Annotated in this window: 20 protein-coding genes; 7 read left to right on the forward strand and 13 right to left on the reverse strand. The window is 68.1% G+C overall.

What is annotated here, in order from left to right:
• The first annotated feature begins 312 nt into the window (after nt 1-312).
• The 3 genes from ACWCO2_RS32545 (at nt 313) to ACWCO2_RS32555 (ending at nt 2,249) form a co-directional block, all read left to right on the forward strand.
• Complete coding sequence (locus tag ACWCO2_RS32545) at nt 313-1,275, forward strand: hypothetical protein (RefSeq protein ID WP_450131626.1); 963 nt, start codon at nt 313-315, stop codon at nt 1,273-1,275.
• Between the two features lie 156 nt (nt 1,276-1,431).
• Nucleotides 1,432-1,803 carry a helix-turn-helix domain-containing protein gene (locus tag ACWCO2_RS32550; protein WP_450131656.1) on the forward strand — a complete coding sequence of 124 codons (372 nt, stop codon included), beginning with the start codon at nt 1,432-1,434 and terminating at the stop codon, nt 1,801-1,803.
• A 35-nt stretch (nt 1,804-1,838) separates the two neighbouring features.
• Nucleotides 1,839-2,249 (forward strand): VOC family protein, encoded by a 411-nt coding sequence (locus ACWCO2_RS32555; RefSeq protein ID WP_450131627.1) that lies wholly within the window; start codon nt 1,839-1,841, stop codon nt 2,247-2,249.
• Between the two features lie 39 nt (nt 2,250-2,288).
• Here the strand turns inward: ACWCO2_RS32555 and ACWCO2_RS32560 are convergent, their stop codons facing one another.
• From ACWCO2_RS32560 to ACWCO2_RS32570, 3 genes are all read right to left on the reverse strand, one after another.
• The gene (locus ACWCO2_RS32560) at nt 2,289-2,912 is read right to left on the reverse strand and encodes a GOLPH3/VPS74 family protein (RefSeq protein ID WP_450131628.1); all 624 of its coding nucleotides are present in this window, start codon (nt 2,910-2,912) and stop codon (nt 2,289-2,291) included.
• A 106-nt stretch (nt 2,913-3,018) separates the two neighbouring features.
• The gene (locus ACWCO2_RS32565) at nt 3,019-3,213 is read right to left on the reverse strand and encodes a DUF397 domain-containing protein (protein ID WP_450131629.1); all 195 of its coding nucleotides are present in this window, start codon (nt 3,211-3,213) and stop codon (nt 3,019-3,021) included.
• A 4-nt stretch (nt 3,214-3,217) separates the two neighbouring features.
• Nucleotides 3,218-4,081, reverse strand: coding sequence for a helix-turn-helix domain-containing protein (locus ACWCO2_RS32570; RefSeq protein ID WP_450131630.1), 864 nt, complete (start codon nt 4,079-4,081; stop codon nt 3,218-3,220).
• Between the two features lie 188 nt (nt 4,082-4,269).
• Here ACWCO2_RS32570 and ACWCO2_RS32575 point away from each other — a divergent pair, with 188 nt between their 5' ends.
• Together ACWCO2_RS32575 and ACWCO2_RS32580 are read left to right on the forward strand one after the other, a co-directional pair.
• A complete protein-coding gene (locus tag ACWCO2_RS32575) occupies nt 4,270-4,515 on the forward strand; it encodes a zinc finger protein (RefSeq protein ID WP_450131631.1) in 246 nt (81 codons plus the stop codon).
• Nucleotides 4,516-4,548: 33 nt separating this feature from the next.
• Nucleotides 4,549-4,929 carry a hypothetical protein gene (locus tag ACWCO2_RS32580; protein ID WP_450131632.1) on the forward strand — a complete coding sequence of 127 codons (381 nt, stop codon included), beginning with the start codon at nt 4,549-4,551 and terminating at the stop codon, nt 4,927-4,929.
• A gap of 7 nt (nt 4,930-4,936) precedes the next feature.
• Here the strand turns inward: ACWCO2_RS32580 and ACWCO2_RS32585 are convergent, their stop codons facing one another.
• Nucleotides 4,937-5,641 (reverse strand): TetR/AcrR family transcriptional regulator, encoded by a 705-nt coding sequence (locus ACWCO2_RS32585; protein ID WP_450131633.1) that lies wholly within the window; start codon nt 5,639-5,641, stop codon nt 4,937-4,939.
• A 180-nt stretch (nt 5,642-5,821) separates the two neighbouring features.
• Between ACWCO2_RS32585 and ACWCO2_RS32590 the strand changes: the two genes are divergently transcribed.
• Entirely contained in the window at nt 5,822-6,151 is a 330-nt protein-coding gene (locus ACWCO2_RS32590) for a glutaredoxin family protein (RefSeq protein ID WP_450131634.1), read from the forward strand.
• Nucleotides 6,152-6,422: 271 nt separating this feature from the next.
• Here the strand turns inward: ACWCO2_RS32590 and ACWCO2_RS32595 are convergent, their stop codons facing one another.
• Entirely contained in the window at nt 6,423-6,683 is a 261-nt protein-coding gene (locus tag ACWCO2_RS32595; protein ID WP_450131635.1) for a hypothetical protein, read from the reverse strand.
• A 279-nt stretch (nt 6,684-6,962) separates the two neighbouring features.
• On the opposite strand from ACWCO2_RS32595, the gene ptsP reads away from it, so the two are divergent.
• Nucleotides 6,963-8,603, forward strand: coding sequence for a phosphoenolpyruvate--protein phosphotransferase (gene ptsP / locus ACWCO2_RS32600; protein ID WP_450131636.1), 1,641 nt, complete (start codon nt 6,963-6,965; stop codon nt 8,601-8,603).
• A gap of 183 nt (nt 8,604-8,786) precedes the next feature.
• Here the strand turns inward: ptsP and ACWCO2_RS32605 are convergent, their stop codons facing one another.
• From ACWCO2_RS32605 to ACWCO2_RS32640, 8 genes are all read right to left on the reverse strand, one after another.
• On the reverse strand, nt 8,787-9,647 hold the full coding sequence (locus ACWCO2_RS32605; protein ID WP_450131637.1) for an AfsR/SARP family transcriptional regulator: 861 nt from the start codon (nt 9,645-9,647) through the stop codon (nt 8,787-8,789).
• Nucleotides 9,648-9,795: 148 nt separating this feature from the next.
• The gene (locus tag ACWCO2_RS32610; protein ID WP_450131638.1) at nt 9,796-11,160 is read right to left on the reverse strand and encodes a hypothetical protein; all 1,365 of its coding nucleotides are present in this window, start codon (nt 11,158-11,160) and stop codon (nt 9,796-9,798) included.
• 84 nt (nt 11,161-11,244) lie between these two features.
• Entirely contained in the window at nt 11,245-11,439 is a 195-nt protein-coding gene (locus ACWCO2_RS32615; RefSeq protein ID WP_450131639.1) for a hypothetical protein, read from the reverse strand.
• 87 nt (nt 11,440-11,526) lie between these two features.
• Nucleotides 11,527-11,724 carry a hypothetical protein gene (locus tag ACWCO2_RS32620; RefSeq protein ID WP_450131640.1) on the reverse strand — a complete coding sequence of 66 codons (198 nt, stop codon included), beginning with the start codon at nt 11,722-11,724 and terminating at the stop codon, nt 11,527-11,529.
• Nucleotides 11,725-12,021: 297 nt separating this feature from the next.
• The gene (locus ACWCO2_RS32625) at nt 12,022-12,681 is read right to left on the reverse strand and encodes a response regulator (protein ID WP_450131641.1); all 660 of its coding nucleotides are present in this window, start codon (nt 12,679-12,681) and stop codon (nt 12,022-12,024) included.
• Nucleotides 12,678-13,856 (reverse strand): MacS family sensor histidine kinase, encoded by a 1,179-nt coding sequence (macS, locus tag ACWCO2_RS32630; RefSeq protein WP_450131642.1) that lies wholly within the window; start codon nt 13,854-13,856, stop codon nt 12,678-12,680. The genes ACWCO2_RS32625 and macS overlap by 4 nt, the downstream gene beginning before the upstream one ends.
• Before the next feature lie 228 nt (nt 13,857-14,084).
• A complete protein-coding gene (locus ACWCO2_RS32635; RefSeq protein ID WP_450131659.1) occupies nt 14,085-14,303 on the reverse strand; it encodes a hypothetical protein in 219 nt (72 codons plus the stop codon).
• A 98-nt stretch (nt 14,304-14,401) separates the two neighbouring features.
• Nucleotides 14,402-15,592, reverse strand: coding sequence for an AI-2E family transporter (locus ACWCO2_RS32640; RefSeq protein ID WP_450131643.1), 1,191 nt, complete (start codon nt 15,590-15,592; stop codon nt 14,402-14,404).
• Between the last annotated feature and the right edge of the window lie 87 nt (nt 15,593-15,679).

Raw genomic sequence — 15,679 nt, forward strand, 5'->3', positions numbered from 1 at the left:
CAGCCCCCGCAAAACCGGCGACATCGTCCAAGCCGCACTCGTGCTCACCCACCACGAACACGGCTACACATAAACCACTGAGATCACCTCAATGGGAATTGCGGAAATCATCCCCAAGTCGGGCTAGTTGTCCACATTCTCCGGTGTGTCGAGTGTCCGACGCGCCGGTAGTCCACAGTTTCAATTGAAACTGTGGTCCGGTAGGCCCGGGGTGCCACTCGATCGAGAAAAGTTGGGTTGAGCGGGAACCGAATTCGGCGCAGCGGCGTCCCACTGTGGACGAATCGATACCGACAAGCTTTGCGAGGCCCGATGAAACCCCTGCTCCGGAAGGTCACCATTGCCGCGCTGAGTGGCGCGCTGCTGCTGGGCACCGCGGCGACGACCACGACCGTGGCGATGGCCGACGAGGACGAGGCCATCGCGTGCGAGTCCGCGGCCAATTTCTGGCAGCCGTTCTACCCGGGTCCGTCCGCTTCGAAGGTCTACGACAAGGCCTTCAGCAAGGGCCCGGTGGTGCCGAGGCTGGACGAGACCACCCCGCAGGGCCTGGCCGCTTGGCCGGGCTGGGACGGCGCGGGCACCGACCTGCTGCTGGTGACCGCCTACGGCAGGCCCGGGCAGAACTCGCTGATCATGGGCATCGACCCGAAGACCTGGGGGCACGTCGGCACGGTCGCCATTGCCGAATCGCACGTCGGCGGCATCGCGATCAGCAACGGCTGGGCGTTCGTGCAGGGCCGCGACTCCGGCAGCCAGCACACCATCCGCAAGTACAGGCTCTCCGAGCTGCACGACGCGATGAAGACGGGCGGCATCCCGTACCTCGAGCAGGTCGGCGACGCCCGCGAGGTCGCTGCGGCGTCCTTCATCTCCGCTGACGGCGGCACCGTCTACGCGGGCAAGTTCAACGAAGCCGGGCGCGGCACGATGCAGTCGTACCAGGTCGGCGACGACGGTTCGCTGACCGAGCAGACGACCTACGAGGTGCCGAAGAAGACCCAGGGCCTCATGGTCACCGAGGACAAGTTCGTGTTCAGCACGTCGCACGACCGCGACAATCGCAGCAACCTCTACGTGGTCGACAAGGGCGCCACCGACATCGACCGCCCGTCCACCAAGTGCTACCGCGCGCCGAGCATGGCCGAGGGCATCACCGAGCTGAACGGCCAGGCCTACCTGCTGTTCGAGTCGGGCTCGTACCAGTACCGCGACGCCCGCAACGTCATCGAGAACCTGCACGTGGGCGAGGTTTCGGCGGTGACCAACCCCTGACCCGAGCACGGCGGCCCGAGCACCCCACGGGCCGCAGTCCTCGCCTCCGGCCGCTGCGGTTCGAACCGCAGCGGCCTTCGGCGTTTCAGGGCTCGATGTTCGCCGTGTGCTTGGATGTTCTTCGTGGCCAAGGCATCCGAGCAGACGAACCGGCTGATGCTTCGCGCTCGGGATGCGATGGACCGTTCCTACGCCGAGCCGCTGGACGTGCCCGCGCTCGCCCGGATCGCCCACGTGTCGCCGGGGTACTTCAACCGCAAGTTCCGCGCTGTTTTCGGGGAAACGCCGCACCGCTACCTCCAGCGCCGGCGGGTGGAACGCGCCATGTGGCTGCTGCGGGAGGACGAGCGCAGCATCACCGAGATCTGCTTCGCGGTCGGTTTCTCCAGCACCGGCACGTTCAGCCGCACGTTCCACGACATCGTCGGCCTGTCACCGAGCGACTACCGCGAGCAGAACCGGGGCGCCGCAGCCGGCGTTCCCACCTGCTTCGCGAAGAACTGGATGAGACCGGTCAGTTTTGGATAAGCACCGGCGCTGCCCCGCCGAATAGTGTTCTGACCATGTTCAACGCAGTGACGCTCTCCCAGATCTACGTGCTCGACCAGGACGAGGCGTACGACTTCTACGTCAACAAGCTCGGCCTCGAGGTGGGCAGCGACCAGAACCTCGGGTTCATGCGCTGGCTCACCGTCCAGGTGCCCGGCGACCCCGGCCGGCAGATCCTGCTCGAGCGACCCGGTCCGCCGGCCATGTCGGAGGAACTCGCTGAGCAGGTGCGGGACCTGGTCACGAAGGGCGTCATGGGCGGTTGGCTCGTGCTGACCACCGACGACTGCCAGAAGACCTACGAGACGCTGCTGGCCAAGGGCGTGGAGTTCACCGACGAACCCACCGAGCGGCCGTACGGAATCGACTGCGGTCTCCGAGACCCCTTCGGCAACCGCATCCGCTTCAACCAACCAAAGCAGTGACCACCGTCCTCATTTCCGGTTCTTCCAGGCCGCCGTGGTTCACACCGCGGCGGCCTGCGCGTTGATGACTGCTCGCACGGCTTGTCCGAGTGCGGTGCTCTGGCTGATCTGCTTCAACTGCTTGCGTTCGGGCGTGGTGAGTGCCAGTTTCTGGTGCAGGCCGGTGCTGTGGACGAGGGCGGCGAGCAGGACCAGGCGGCCTTCCGGTGGTAGTTCCCCGCGGGCGAAGGCGCGGAGTTCGTTCAGAACCGCGTTCCACGCAGCCGGACTCGGATACCAGCGGGCGCGCGGGATCACGCCGAGCAGACGCTTCTGGCCGCACCGCAGGAGATCCCGGCGGGCGAGCGCATCTCGGTGTGTGGCGAACGCGCAGGTCTTGGAACCGGACAACGGTCCCCGGTCCTGGAGGTACTTCAGCACGGGAACGGGCTTGCCCTTCGCACCCGCGCGTTGCGACAGCAGGGCAAGACCGCCGTCGAACCAGGCCGAACCCGTCGGCGCGGCGTTGATCACCCGGATCTTCCACCCGGTGAAGTTGATGCGCTTCCAGAGCAGGAAGTCCGCGAGCTCAGCAGCTCCCGCGTAATTCACCGCCCACCGCACCCGACCCCCGGTGGGTTTGTGGCCGAGCAGGACGAACTGCTCGGACAGCGGAAGATCCATGCCCATACCGAGTCGCCTAGATCTCGAAGAAGCGGGTTCGGGCCGAGAGTTCGGCTTCTAGTTGCCGGGTGATGGTGGCCAGCAGGGGCTCGATCTCCTAGGCGACTTACTGCTTGACGGAGTTCACGAAGTCGGACCAGCGCTGCGGCGCGAACACCAACGTCCCGCGGTCGCGGTCCTTCGTGTCCCGCACCCCGATGACCTCGGGCGTCATCGCGACTTCGACGCAGCCCTGTGAACTGGTCGAGTAGCTGGACTTGAACCAGTTGGCGTTGGGTAAGCACTCACCTAAACCTGACACCCGCTCATGTTATCTGCTGCAATGCCCTGCGGATGAGCTGTTTGGAGCCGTCTCGATCCGCTGCACGGCTCAGCGCTTCGGAGAACGCAACGCTGTATTGGTGAACCTTTAGCTCGCTCTCTACGAGGTTCAGCGAGGTCACGGTCTCGTGCCAGCCGAGGCGCATGAGTCTGGTGCTCGGGAAGGTCAGCAGGTGGAAGGTTGAGCTGCCCAGCGCGCAGTACGCCCCTGCGCTGAAGGGAATGATCCGAAGATCGAGAGTGTCAGGGTGGGCGTCCATGAGCGTGAGCAGGTGTTTCAGCTGCTCGGCAAGCACTTCCGGCCCGCCGACCTGCTGGAAGAGAGCACCTTCAGCCATGACGATCGTTGCGCTTAGCGGATCGGTCCCGGTGAGACGTTCCTGTCTACGGACACGGGCTTCGATGCGGCGCTCGACCTCTGACCTGCGCAGATTCGCCCCGTCTCCGTTGTGAACGGCGCGAGAGTAATTCTCGGTCTGCAGTAACCCCGAGATCATGGCGCCCTCGTAGGTGTGCATCTCCTGCGCACCGTGCTCGTATCCGAAGAACCTTATGAGTTCTGCTGAAAACAGCCCGCTGTAACGCGACCACCAACCGGTCCCGTCTGATGCTCGGCGTAGCGCAAGGAGTTCCTTGCGCTCGTCTTCGCGCACGCCGTAGTTGGTGAGCAGCTTCTCGAGCTTGTCCTCGGCGATCCGGCGTCGGCCATGCTCTACGTTGCTCAGGTAGTTCTGCGTGATACCAATGGATTTCGCGGCATTCGTTGAGCTCAGATCTCTCAGCTCGCGTGCTTCCCGCAGGCGGACGCCGAGTTCCCACGCTGCTACAGGTGGCGAAGAGGGTGCCATCTGGTTCCTCGTGTCGTGTTGGATCCGGAAATGGTTCAGGTTTAGCACATGAAACGGAACACGATCAGGTAATACCGCCAGAAAGCTTTCCGGGATACTTTCGATCTAGGTGGCGGGCCGGTGGTTGCCCCTCCCCGACCCCGTCGGCCCGCCGCCTCTCCTTTCCCCGGTCTTTGGAGGTGTTCTCAGTGCTCTATCCGAACCTGGAGCCGCAACGGCCTGTTGCCTACTGGCGGCCCGTCGACGGGGTGCGGCACGGGTTGGAGCCTGATGAGCCGCCGTTTCCCGGGCAGGAGCGGGCGACCTTGTGCGGCCTGCGCATCGGCGTCGTCCGGGTGACCGATGTGGACTGGTTGGCGCCCACCTGCGAAACCTGCTGGTCGGAAGCCACGGCGCGGCGTGATGCGCAGGCGGCGCAGTCCACTCAGGACTGAATCCGGATTCGTTGGGAAGCAAGGAGGTTCGGGATGGACGTCATGCTCGGTTTCATCGGCTCACCGGTGGGTGCGCCGCTCGGAGTGCTGGCCGCCGCTGCGGTGTTCGTCGCGGTCTTCCCGCTGCGCGGTGGGCACGGGCAGCACGCGGGAGCTGGCCCTGGCGTGATCAGCGTTTGGCAGATGCGGGAGGTGGTGCAGTCCCCGGCCGCCCGACAACCGGTGTTCGACACCATGACCGACGAGGAATGCCGCGCATACCTGGACGAGCGGACGCGCCAGAAGCTCGCCGCCGTGCCGCCGCCCTACGTGGGCAAGCACCGGCTCGCCATCGAGGACCTGGTCGACGAGCACCACCCCCAGGTCGCCGTCACCCTTGATCCCCGTGTTCTCCAGCACGGCATCTGGAGCTGAGACCAGTTCAGGTGAGGCCGGTTTCCCTGGTCAGCTCGTGGAGCATTGCTTCGAAGAGGCGGTCTGCGTCGGTCAGGTCGAAGGGGAAGCGGCCGAAGACTTCCAGGGCCACGTGGCCGTAGAGGCGGACCCACCAGCGGAGCAGGAAGTACACCGCGTCCGGGCGGAGTGCGTCGGGTGGTAGTTCGACGCCTGCGGTGGAAAACGCTGCTGCCAGGGATTTCTGGTGGGCGGACAGATCCGGCAGCTCGGTCGTCAGGTCCGCTGGGGTCGCCAGGATTGCGCCTTCGGCGAGGAACGGGCCGACGATGCCGAGGAAGACCGTCGCGAACTGGTCCGGTTGGCGTTGCTCCGCCTCGGCGTGCGGGGTGGCGAAGACCAGCGCGAACTCCTCCGGGTGGGCCAGCGCCCAGCGGCGGAATCCGCGGCACACCGCGAAGATCTTGTCCAGGAACCTCTCGCCGGCCTCGTCCGATTCGCCGTGGAGTTCGGCGGCGAGGTCGGCGCAGACGTCGTCGCACAGCTGGCGGACCAAGTCCTCGCGCGACTCGTAGTAGCGGTACAGCGCGGGGGCGGTGATGCCCAGTTCCCGCGCGATGGCTCGCAAGGTGACCGCGTCACTGCCGTGGTCGGCCAACAGCACCCGGGCGTGCTGGCGGATCTCCAGTTCGGTGGCGGCGCGGAGCCGCTCGCGCCTGGACACCTCGGTCATGCGGCACCTCCTCTGGACGCGCAGCGATTGTGTCGCATCGGACCGTCGAACCGGGTGAGTTAGCGTCGATTCCGCTGATTCGCGTTCGCACCGGATGCGACCGCGGGGCGAATGAACCGGGTGCTCGCCGCGTTGCAGCTCGTGGGCACGATCAAGCCGGTTTGCGATCTAGGAGGCAACATGACCGCCGGAGTGCAGGAAGTCGTCGTCTACACCCGCCCGGGCTGCCCCTTCTGCACCTCGCTGCGGGCCGGGCTGCGTCGGCAAGGGCTGGAATTCACCGAGGTGAACATCTGGGACGACGCGGAGGCGGCGGCGACCGTGCGCAGCATCGCCGACGGCAACGAGACCGTCCCGACGGTCGTCGTCGGCGAGTGGCAGGCGGTCAACCCCTCGGCGGGCACCGTCCTCGGCGCGGTCGGCGAGCACGCGCCGCACCTGCTGCCGGAGCAGAAGCCCGGCTTGATCGACGGTGCGCTGAAGGCCATCGGCCTGCGCAAGGAGAACTGAGCCAGGACGTGACAAGGGCCGACCGCACGGGGGGCGTTGCGGTCGGCCCTTGGCGGTTGCGATCGTCGGTGGCGCGATACCGGCGAGCAGCAACTTGTTCAGTCTGCCCCCGGACAACGCGGAAAAGATGCGCACCCGGTCGCAAGTTAGCTCGAACGGTCGACCCCCGGAAGCTCCACAGTGGCCCGCCAGAACGACGAACGGCCCGCTCCTCCTTCGAAGTGAACGGGCCGTTCAGGTTCGGTTCTCTCGTGTTGGCATCGGTCGTCGGTCAGCTCGCCGTCCGGGCTACCGGGATGAAGGCCGGGGTCGCCAGGCTCGTGTCGACCGTCTCCCCCGCTGCTGCGGAAGGAGCCCAGTCGGGCCACTCGCTTGTCGGCGGCGGGAGCATGTTGTTCGTGGCGTCGGGGTTCTCCGAGCTCTCGGGGACGTCCGGGAGCTGAGCCGAAAACAGGCGGATGATCGCTGCCAGCGGCTCGGCGAACCAGTCGATGGTCGGGGTCGGCTCGGTGATCTGCGTGCTCATTGCCATGCCAACAGCTTGCTGTTCGGGGGGTGCCGCCAGGATCCGTACAGCTACTCACTCGTTACTCATGGGTAGTCAGCGTGCTGCGACATTCGGGTGACGTAGGAACCACTGAGGTCACCGCGTGTGGGCGTGTCCACCTTCGCATCGCGCCGAACGGTGTACCGGTGCCTACGATCGCGGCAAAGGTCGATCTGACGCGCCGTATCGGGCGGCATTCCCGCTCGGAGCAAGGCGCGTTGATGAGGCTTATGCAGAAGGCTTCGGAAAGGTATGGTCTAGACCATGTCGCGTTTGACTGGTGTCGGAGTCAGCTCCGGCCACGCCTCGGGACCGGTCGCCCGGGTCGCCGATCCACTGCCCGAACCGCCCGCCACTCCCGCACCGACCGATCCGACCGCCGAGGCCGCGCGGATCCGCCCCGCCGCCGACGCCGTGGCCGAGCGGCTGTTCCAGCGCGCCGCGCGAGTCGAAGGCGACGCGAAAGCCGTCCTGGAGACCACCGCCGCCATGGCCATGGACCCGGCGCTGATCTCGCAGGCCGAGCAACAGGTCACCGCCTGCTCGCTGCCCGCACCTCGCGCGATCTTCGAAGCCGCGAACGGGTTCGCCGACGCCCTGCGCACGGCCGGCGGCTACATGGCCGAACGCGCCCGCGACGTGCAGGACGTGCGGGACCGGATCATCGCCGAGCTGCACGGCGTGACCCCGCCCGGCGTGCCCGAGCTCGAACGGCCGAGCGTGCTGCTGGCCCGCGACCTCGCCCCCGCCGACACCGCCGACCTCAACCCCGAGCTGGTGCTCGCGCTGGTCACCGAGGAGGGCGGTCCGACCAGCCACACCGCGATTCTGGCGCGTGCACTGGGCATTCCGGCCGTGGTCGCGGTCCGTGGAGTGCTCGAGTCGTCCGACGCGGTCGGCGCCGTCGTCGACGGTGACAGCGGCGAGGTGGAGATCAGCGACGAAGAGGTGGCCGTGCAGGCCGCCGAACGGGCCGCCGCCGTCGAGTGGAACGGCGTCGGCGTCACGGCGGACGGTGAGCCGGTCAAGGTCGTCGCCAACGTCGGATCGGCCGCTGACGCGAGCGCTGCGGCAGCTGCCGGGGCCCAGGGCATTGGACTGTTCCGCACCGAGTTCTGTTACCTCGCGGCTGGCGACGAACCGTCCGTGGAGACCCAGCGCGCGGCCTACCGCGAGGTGCTCGAACCGTTCGCGGGCAAGCCGGTCATCGTGCGCACCCTCGACGCCGGGGCGGACAAGCCGCTGGCGTTCCTGGACATGGGCGTCGAGCCGAACCCGGCGCTCGGTGCCCGCGGCCTGCGCGTGGCCTTCGACCGGCCGGACCTGCTGGACCGGCAGCTGGCCGCGATCGCCGGTGCGGCCGCCGACTCCGGTGCCGAGGTTTCCGTGATGGCGCCGATGGTCGCCACCGCGGAGGAAGCCGCCTGGTTCGCCGAGCGGGTCCGCGCGGCGGGTCTGCCGCGCGCCGGGGTGATGATCGAGGTCCCGGCCGCCGCGCTGAGCGCTCCGGAGATCCTGGCCGCCGTCGACTTCGTCAGCATCGGCACCAACGACCTCGCCCAGTACGTGTTCGCCGCGGACCGGATGGCCGGTGCGCTCGCCGAGCTCAACGACCCGTGGCAGCCCGCACTGCTGCGCCTGATCGCGCAGGTCGGCAAGGCCGGGCGCGAGCTGGGCAAGCCGGTCGGCGTGTGCGGCGAAGCCGCGTCCGACCCGCAGCTGGCCAGCGTGCTGGCCGGCCTCGGCGCGACCAGCCTCTCGATGGCCGGAGCCGCAGTCCCGGCCGTCGGCGCAGCCCTCGCCGAGCACCCCATGGCCGCCTTCCGCCAAGCCGCCGAAGCGGCCCTGGCAACGGCCACCCCGGCCGACGCCCGCAAGGCGGTCAAGTCCGTCCTCACGTCCTGACCGACGGCTGGGCGAATCACCCAGGCCAGGGATCGCAGCTGCCCGCTGGACCACAGTTTCAATTGAAACTGTAAATCCCACCCACGGGAGACCACAGTTTCAATTGAAACTGTGGTCTCCCACTGGGCGTTGCACCTTGCGATGGTCGTGGTGGTGAGAGGGGCCAGCCCGGACGGTGGCGCGTCAGGTCGTGAGGACTGGGCGGACGAGGCTGCGGAGGTGGTCCGAGGGGCGGATGCCCAGCTCCCGGTCCAGGAGGTTCTCGTAGCGGCGGTAGTGGCGGACCGCTTGCGCCGGGTTCGCCTGCTGCAGCAGGACCTTCACCACCGCGCAGTGCGCCGTCTCGCGGAACGGCTCCACCTGGGTCGCAGCCTGCGCGATCTCCAGGGCGCTGGCCAGGTGTCGGGACTGCGCCAGCCGCTCGGCGGCGACCTCCAGCGCGTGCACCTGGAGCTGCTGCAGGCGCTCCCGCTCGGTGAGCACCCAGTCGTCGTACCAGCCGGGCAGCAGCGGCGCGTGGTTCGCCAGGTCGCGACCGATCTCCGCGCAGTCGCCCGGCGAGTCCCCCGAGCCGTCCTCCAGCAGGTAGCGTCCGGCGACGACCAGGCCGTCGATGTCCAGCGAAACCAGCGGCGCCAGCTCGATCTCGTGCTGCGTGCTGATCACCGCGCCCCGGGCCCGCTGGCGCACCCGCCACAACGTGGTCCGAAGGTTGGCCAGCGCGTTCTGGTCGTCGCTCTCCGGCCACAGGATGCCTGCGGCGTAGTCGCGCTGAGTGCGCCCGCGCAGCGCGAGCAGGGCCAGCAGGCGCTGTCCGCTGCTGGACATCGCCACCGCCTCGCCGCTCGCCTGCAGCTCCCAGCCACCCAGCAGCGTCAGCCGGAACGGCTGATCGGGCTGCGCTGGCGTGCGCGTCCGTCGGCGTTCCGCCGGCTGCACCGTGCCACCGCTCATAGTTCCCCCCTCGACCGAACTGAAGCGGGCTTCCCCCTTCCCGATCACCGGCTTGCGCACCGGGACCGGGGTGCCCACACCCGCTCCCATCGGGCGGCTCCGGTCGGCTGTTACGGGACTACCCAACGTGACTCCTGATCCTGTTGTCGCAGCTAGATCGGCTGAACCACGAAAGACGAGCTCCGGTCCCCGCTGTGCGGGACCGGAGCTCGCCCTCCCCCCTTTTTTCGAACCGGACTCACGCCGCCTTGGGCGGGTGCCACCGTCCGGAGTCCTTGCGGTGCCGGGCGTGCGGTCGGGCCTGCCGCCGAGCCCGCAGCTTGACCACGAGCCGGGTGACCCGTCGACCTGTCCGGATCGCGAACGCGGTGCCGCCGACCCACGGCACCAGCAGGATCAGCATCGACAGGATCGCCATCAGCAGGACCCCCACCTGCCCGTGGCCACCCGCGTTCCACGCGACCTCCCCGTACTCCAGGGCTTTGGTCGTTCCGGTCGCCAGGTAGAACGGCAGCCGGATCAGCAGCATCGTCAACCCGAGGATCAGCAGCGGGACTACGATCAGCACCCAGGCCGTGACCAGGATCTGCACGCGGGGGCGCAGTGCCTGGTGCATCGGCGCCTCGCCGTCGTCCGGCTTCCCGCGCATCCGCCGCCACACCGGGCCGACGAAGGCGAACAGGTTCGGCACTCCCACCAGGTCGCCGAGGATGAGGTAGCCGTCCAGGCGGAGCAGCGGCAGCAGCTGCTGGAGGATCTGCAGGTGGTTGAGCACCATGAACACCACCAGCGACGGCAGCCCGGTCGCCTGGTAGAGCCCGAACATGGCCACGATGAAGATCGCGTTGAAGTAGATCCCGCCCAGATCCGTGCGCAGCCGACCGCGCCGGCCGAGCCGGTAGGCGTCCGTGACGTTGGTGTAGAAGGCCGGGTAGAAGATCAGGATGCCGACGCCGATCCCGCCCGGTCTCGCACCGCCGTAGTGGCAGCCCGCGGCGTGGCCGAACTCGTGGAACAGCGTCGCGCAGACCCACAGCACCATCAGTGTCAGGACCAGGATCGGGTCGCCGACCGACCGGTGGAACGCGGTGTCGATGCCCCCGGACATCACCAGCCACACGTCGACGCCGACGAACATGCACAGCATCAGCGCGATCACCAGCGGCCGGTAGAACGGCGAGAGGATCGTCGCGGCGACGCGGACGAACCCGGGTGGCAGCAGCTGGGTGTTGAACACCAGCGACAGCAGCGGGTCCGCGCGCGGCGGGTCCGGCAGCGGCTCGGACGTGGTGGCCACGCCAATCGGGTACAGCTTCTCGTCGACGAGGTAGGCCACGTCCGCCGGTGAGAGGTCCTCGCCGAGGTCCTGGTTGACCTGCTCGGCCACCTCGCGGAGACTGCGCTGCCCGTCGAGCCGGCTCGCCAGCTCGTGCAGCAGCGGGGAGACGAGCACCATCTGCCCGTCGGCCCGCGAAACCAGGTAGCGCGGCTCCTCGTACCCGCCGCCCTCGTACTCGCCGAGCAGTGCGACGCCGTCGACGAGTCGGGGAACGGCGTTCTCATCTCTCGAGTCCGCGACCTCGACGTCGGAAGCTTCTGTCATGGCACAACCTCCTGGACCCGCTCCGAGTCCGCGCGAACGCTGGCCGGGAACGGTCCTCTCTCCCGCTCCCGGCCTGGCGGTTCATCAGTTGAAGTCGATGTCGGCCACGTTGCTGGCATCGATGTCCTGCCAGATGCCACCACCGAGGTTGACCGCGACGATGATGTTGAACTGGTTGACGATGGCGATGTCGCCGATACCGAAGTTGCCGCCGCCGCTGAGTGCATCGCGTGCGGGCAGGAGTTCCACCGACTGACTCGACAGCTCGAGTGCGTGCATGTCCTTCTCCTTCGCGAAATGGGACCCGGGCCGCTCACCGCGCGCAGCAGCGGTGAGCGGCCCGGGAACTCATCGGCTACTGGCGAATCAGTTGGCGTGCTGGTTCACGCTGGCGTTGTTGAACGCCGTCACGTCCACGTCACCGGCGAAGGAGTTGTTGTCGACGTCCACGTCGACGTCCTGGTCGATGTCGATGTCCTGGTCGATGTCAAAGCCGTTCCACCAGCCGCCGCCCAGGGCCTTGCGCTCCGGCAGCAGTTCAGCGAACTCGTGGGTCTCGAACATGGTCTGCTCCTAGTTCTTCGACGGAATTTCAACTGCGGCTCAGCCGCTGGGGACGAGTAGGCCAAAGGCCCCGTCACCGGTTCGTCACCAGCGCGTCACGCGCTGTCGCCGTCCGGCCGTCCGTGGCTGCGATGACGCTGCGTGTTCCGCGTGCGACCAGGGAAAACCGGGTTCGACAAGAACTTTCCTAGATGGATCGGGTGAATCCGGAAATTCCTGCACCGAATCGCCCTCACCCAACGAAAAGCCCCGCGCACCGGTCTCGGGTGGCGGGGCTCGTGAGCAGCGGAAACGCGCTTACGCCTCCTGGTCCAGGCCGTGCTCGATCGCGTAGCGGGCCAGCTCGACCCGGTTGTGCAGCTGAAGCTTGCGCAGCGTGGACTGCACGTGGTTCTCCACCGTCCGGTGCGAGATCACCAGCTTCTTGGCGATCTGCCGGGCCGTCATGCCCTTCGCGACCAGCCGCAGCACCTCGGTCTCCCGGTCGGTCAGCTGCGGGGCCTGCGTCTCCGAGTCCGGGGTGATCGCCATCCGCCGGTACTCGCCGAGCACCAGCCCGGCCAGTCCGGCGGTGAACACGGCGTCCCCGGCGGCGGTGCGCTCGACGGCGTCCACCAGCTCCTCGGCCGACGCCGACTTGACCAGGTACCCGGAAGCACCGGCCTTGACCGCCTCCAGCACGTCGCTGTGCTCGCCGCTGGCCGACAGCACCAGCACGCGGGTGCCGGGGATCTCCTGGGTGATCTGCAGGGTCGCGGTCACCCCGGAGGGTTCGCCCAGGTTGAGGTCCATCAGCACCACGTCGGGCTTGACCGTCCGCGCGATGCGCAGCGCGGACGCGGCGTCGCTGGCGGTGGCCAGCACCTCGAAGCCGCGCTCGGCCAGGTCGCGGGCAACTCCGTCGCGCCACATCGGGTGGTCGTCGACGACCATCACGGACACGGGCGGCTTGCTCATCGCTCTCCTCCTCTGCGGCGCTTGGCCGGCTTCGCACCGGGCAGGGGGACCCGGATCTCCCACTCGGTCCCTTCTCCGGGCTCGGTGTCCAGGGTGATCGTGCCACCGAGTTCGCCCACCCTGCCCTTGATCGACTTGGCCACCCCGAGCCGCCCCTCGGCGGCCGCCTCGTCGAGCCGGCCCTCGGGGATGCCCGGCCCGTCGTCGCGGACGCTGACCACCACCTCGTCCGGCAGCTCCTCCAGCAGCACCCACGCCTGGGCGTCGGGTCCGGCGTGCTTCTCGACGTTGGCCAGCGACTCCCGGACCACGGCGAACAGCTCCGAGCTCAAAGGCTCCTGGAGGAGCACCGGATTGCCCGGCACCGACACGTGGATCCGCCCCGTTCGCAGCACCTGGAGCTTCGCGGCCAGATCCGTCTCACCGTTCTCGGTGGTCTCCTGCGGTGTGGTCGCGACCAGCGCGCGCAGTGCGATCTCCTGCTCACCGGCCAGCTGCGCCAGATCGGCGGCCTCCCCGCCGAGCTCCGTGCCGCGGCGGCGCACTCGCGCCAGCACCTGCAGCACGCTGTCGTGTATGTCCCGGGCCAGCCGCTCGCGCTCGGCGGTCGCGGCTTCCGCGCGCAGCGCGCGGGCCAGGCGTGCGGTGGTGGTGCGGGCACTGCTGGAGGCGATCCCCATGACCGTGCCGACGCCGATCAGCAGCACCGTGTCCAGCGCCATGTCCGGGGTGGTCTTCCAGCGGAGCAGGAAGTTGCAGGCGGCCGCGAAGACCCCGGTGATCAGCCCGCCGGGCGTGCCCCACTGGGAGGCGGCCGCGGTGACCATCGTCGGGTGCCAGGCCGTGACCACCGACGGGTCGCTCTCCGCCATCTGCTGATCGGTGAGGATGAACTCGTTGCTCATGAACAGCACCGTCACCACGACGATGTCGATCGAGACGAGCAGGTTGGTGCGCCCGGCCGGCAACCAGTAGCGCCAGACGGTGAACGCGGTCCACGCGCCCATCAGCACGATGACGACCAAGGCCAGCCAAGGCCGTTCGTACTCGTCGTACTGGACGGCGACCCAACCGCACGCGTACAGGAACATCACGATGCGGAGGATGTTGTGCCCGCGCCACAGCGGCGAGCTCCCATCTGTCATCCGCGGTTCGTTCGATGGCGGACTGGTCAAGTTCGCTCCTTCCCAGCGGACCATCCTGCCGTACCGAGCCGTTCACCGAGACCGCCGTATCGAGCACCCCGCGTGTTTGTGATCACCAACGGCATCGACCGGAATAGTTCAGGTGGTATGCAGCACAGTTACCACTCGCTGTGCCAGGCTGCGCACGGGAGGTGATCGAATGCGCGGCTGGCTGCTGTGGCGACTCCGGCCCGCGGCGATCGCCTACGTGCTCACCGTTCAAGCGGTCGCGCTGGTGCTGGTCGCGCTGGTCGTCGGGGGCAGCCGGGAGCCTCGGCCGGACGAGCTGCTGAGCTTCGTGATGCTGGCCGCCACCGCGGGCACGGTCATCGTGATCACCTCGGTGTCGATCAACGTAAAGCGCCAGATCAGGCGCAACCCGTGGACGTTCGCGGTCTCGCTGCTGCTGCTCGACCTGGACCACTTCAAGCGGGTCAACGACGAGATCGGTCACCTGGCCAGGGACACCGTGCTCGCCGCGGTCGCGATGATGCTGCGCAGCAGCGTGCGGCGGGAGGACGGAGTCGGGCCGGGACTCAGCGGTCGGCGGCGGGTTCGGGTTCCTTGTCCTCCGGCGGCGTTTCGGTGGTTTCCTGCTCCGGGGAGTCCTGGTCGGTGGAGGACTTGTCCGCCGGTGCTGGTGGGGTTTCCAGTTCCTCCTCGCCGACGAGGGAGCGGATCGAGGCGTTGAGGACCGCCACCAGCGGGACCGCCAGCAGGGCGCCGACGATGCCAGAGACCACTGCGCCGATGCTGATCGCCAGGACGACGGCCAGCGCGTGCAGCTGGACCGCGCGGCCGAGCAGCAGCGGCTGGAGGATGTTGCCCTCGACCTGCTGGACCAGGAGCACCACGCCGATCAGGATCAGCGCGGTCACCCAGCCCTTGGTCACCAGCGCGACCAAGACCGCGACCGCACCGGAGGCCACCGCACCGACGATCGGCACGAAGCCGCCGAGGAACACCAGCGCGGCCAGCGGGACCGCCAGCGGCACCCCGAGGATCACCAGTCCCGTTCCGATGCCCAGCGCGTCGACGACCGCCACCATCGCGGTCGCCCGCACGTAGCCGACCAGCGCCTTGAAGCCGCGGCAACCGGCCACGTCCAGCTTGTGCCGGACGTTCTTCGGGGCCAGCTTGGTCACGAACAGCCACACACCGCGGCCGTCGTACAGGAAGTAGATGAGCGTGAACAGCGCCAGCACCAGGCCGGTCAGGAAGTTGCCGAAGGTACCCGCCGTGGACAGTGCGCCGCTGGTCAGCATCGCCTGGTTGGCCTGCAACCACTCCTGCGCCTGCCGCAGGTAGTTGTCGATCTGGGCGTCGTTGATGTGCAGCGGGCTCTGCGCCAGCTGGGTCTTGAGCGCGGTCAGCGAGGCGATGACCTGCTGCTGCAGGTCCGGGAAACCGGCGATGAACGCGTTGATCACGAAGGTGAGCACGCCGCCGACGACGGCCAGCCCGGTGATCATCACCAGCGCGGTCGACAGCGCCCGCGGCACCCCGTGTCGCGTCAGCCGGGAGACCGCCGGGGCCAGCAGCGCGGTCATCAGCATCGCGATGGCCACTGGGATCACGACGACGTAGATCTGCTTGAGGACCAGTCCGAGCACGTAGACGGCGCCGAGGATGACCAGCGTGCGCCAGCTGAGGGCGGCCGAAACCCGAAGCACGCGCGGGAGCGACTTGGCCGCGTAGTCCCGTTCGGCGATCTTGAAGTCGTTCACCCTACCACCGTAGCGCCGACTGGAGCGCCAGGTCCGCAGATGACCACAGCCCGCAACATCGTCCGATCGCGAGTAACACGATGTAGC

The organism is Saccharopolyspora sp. NPDC002376 (assembly GCF_053593195.1).